Below are 2404 nucleotides of genomic sequence, written 5' to 3'. Positions count from 1 at the left end.
GCCGGGTCGCCGGCGTGCCGGTGGTGAGGGTGAAGCGCACCTCCCCCTTCACCGGATGGCCGTCACTGGACGAGAGCTGGTAGCCGACGATGTAGAGGCCGGCCTTCCCGGGCGTGAACGGCACGGCGACCCGGCTGCCGGCGAAGCGCGGCGCGGCGCCGGCGGCCGGCACGTTGTCCGGCCCGACCACTGTGATCTTCGTCGTAGCCGGGTCGATCCTGGACAGGAAACGCAGCTCGATCCGGGCGGGCGCCGCGGCGACCCGTGCGCCGTCGGCCGGGTCGCTGCCGGTCAACGAGTTGTGCGCGGCCGCCGGCGTCGCCGGCAGCAGCAACGACACACCGAGCGCCACGCCCATAACCGCTAGCGAGGTACGCGCCGTACGTGCGACCCTGCCCCCCATGAACCCCTCCACAAAGGTACGATCCGCCCGCTGATCAACGGCTGACCATTAGTCGGGCCCGGATCGCAGATAGTTCCAGATAATGGTCCAGCAGCTGCAACCTAGCGCCGTTCTGCGGAGTCTTTGAGATGGGGAATCCCCGGCCTGCGGGCACGGTCACCGCCATCGACGACCAACGCGTGACCCTGCAGCACAGCCATCCATCGAACGGGGCGAGGAGGCGGCTATGGTCGGAAGGGTGACGCGGCTGCTCGGCGTGGTGGTCGCGATGGCGGCAGCCGTGGTGCTCAGCGCCGGAATGGCCGCGCCCGCGCAGGCCACCGGCCCGCACCGGGCCGCCCCCGAAGCCGCCCCCCCGCCGGGGTGGACATCACCGGCGACGGGCTGACCGAACCGCTGCGGCTGCGCGCCGACAGCCAGCCCGCCCACGTGCTCGCGGTGATCGACCAGGTCAACTGGTTCGGCCGCAGCGGCGCCGCCGCCGGTCCCAAGCGCGCCGACCTCGGTCCGAAGTACACGATCGTGGTGCTCGCCGGGGACGTGCCGAAGCAGACCTTCGACCTCTACCCGCTGGCCAAGGGCGGGCCCCGGGCCTACCGGCCGGCCAAGCAGCCGGACTCCCGCAAGACCAGCGCCGGCTGGTTCCTCGGCCGGCTCAACATGTCGGAGACGCTGCGTACCGCCGGGGTGCCGCTGGAGCGGCAGTTCGACACGGTCAGCGGCGGCGTCGGCGGCGGCGAGCGGGTCATCCCGGAGGACGCCCTCGACCCGGGCCGGGACATCGACGCCGCGATCAGCGAGTTGCAGCGCCTGCTGCTGCTCAACGCCGGGGTGATGCTGGTGATCACCTCCGGGCTGGCCGGGATCGCGCTGCTGGTCCGCCGCCGGACCGCTGAGCCGCCCACCCGGGCGGCTCAGGCCGCCAGCAGGCTCAGACCTCCAGCACCACCTTGCCGCGGACGTGCCCCGCCGCCACCAGGCGCTGCGCGTCCGCGGCCTGCGCCAGGGGGAACGTCCGTTCGACGTGCACGGTCAGCCGGCCGGCGTCGACCAGCCCGGCCAGCACGGTGAGGTCCTGGGTGGACGGTTTGACGAAGACGTAGCTGCCACCGAGCCGGGTCACGTGCTCCGGGTCGGCGGTGGAGACCAGCCGGGCCGGGCGGGCGAGCAGCTCGGCGGAGACGTCCAGCGCCTCCCCGCCGAACAGGTCCAGCGCCACGTCGATCCCGTCGGGCGCGACCGCGCAGAGCCGGTCGGCCAGGCCGTCGCCGTAGCTGACCGGCTCGGCGCCGAGCGCGCGGACGAAGTCGTGGTTGGCCTCGCTCGCCGTGCCGATCACCCGGTCGGCGCCGAGCGCCCGGGCCACCTGCACCGCCAGGTGACCGACCCCGCCCGAGGCGCCGTGCACCAGCACGGTGTCCCCCGCGCCGGTGCGCGCCGCCTGCAACGCCTGGTACGCGGTGAGCCCGGCCAGCGGCAGGCCGGCGGCCTCCGCCCAGGATGCCTGCGACGGCTTGTCGGCCAGGCAACGCTCGGGGGCCGGGACGAGTTCGGCGTACGTGCCGTACTGGAGGTCGTCGCGGCGGACGTACCCGATCACCTCGTCGCCGACCGCGAACCCGGCCACCGCCGGCCCCACCGCGACCACCTCGCCGGCGGCGTCCCAGCCGGGCACCAGCGGGAAGTGACCGGGGATCGCGGCGGCCAGGTGGCCCTCGCGGACCTTCCAGTCGACCGGGTTCACGCCCGCCGCGCGCACCCGCACCAGCACCGTGTCGGGGCCCACCGGCGGGTCCGGCAGATCCCGGAGGGCGAGTTGGTCGGCCGGGCCGTACGCGTCGATCGCGATCGCCTTCACCCTGCCCACGCTAGCGGCCGGACGGGGGTCAGGTGGTCAGCACCAGCGGTGCGGGGGCCGCTCCCGGCGGTCGGGGCGGCGGCTGGGGCGGACCGGGCCGTGCCGGTGCGCGCCGGCCCAGCCGGCCAGGTCGCTGCGGCAGG

General features: G+C 74.8%; 3 protein-coding genes. 1 reads left to right on the top strand and 2 read right to left on the bottom strand.

Going from position 1 to position 2404, the window contains the following annotated elements; translation table 11 throughout:
• The coding region (locus tag JNW89_RS34835; RefSeq protein WP_238452263.1) for a copper resistance CopC family protein at positions 1–358 on the bottom strand (358 nt) is incomplete at its 3' end.
• A 271-nt stretch (positions 359–629) separates the two neighbouring features.
• Here JNW89_RS34835 and JNW89_RS39660 point away from each other — a divergent pair.
• Positions 630–791, top strand: a complete 162-nt coding sequence (locus tag JNW89_RS39660; protein WP_375155185.1) for a hypothetical protein — start codon at positions 630–632, stop codon at positions 789–791.
• Between the two features lie 543 nt (positions 792–1334).
• Here the strand turns inward: JNW89_RS39660 and JNW89_RS34825 are convergent.
• Entirely contained in the window at positions 1335–2261 is a 927-nt protein-coding gene (locus tag JNW89_RS34825; protein WP_238452262.1) for an NADP-dependent oxidoreductase, read from the bottom strand.
• Positions 2262–2404: the final 143 nt, after the last annotated feature.

The sequence above is a fragment of the Micromonospora sp. 4G55 genome (assembly GCF_016803375.1).
The sequence above is the reverse complement of the archived record's forward strand: the minus strand, read 5'-3'. Positions and strand labels throughout refer to the sequence as shown.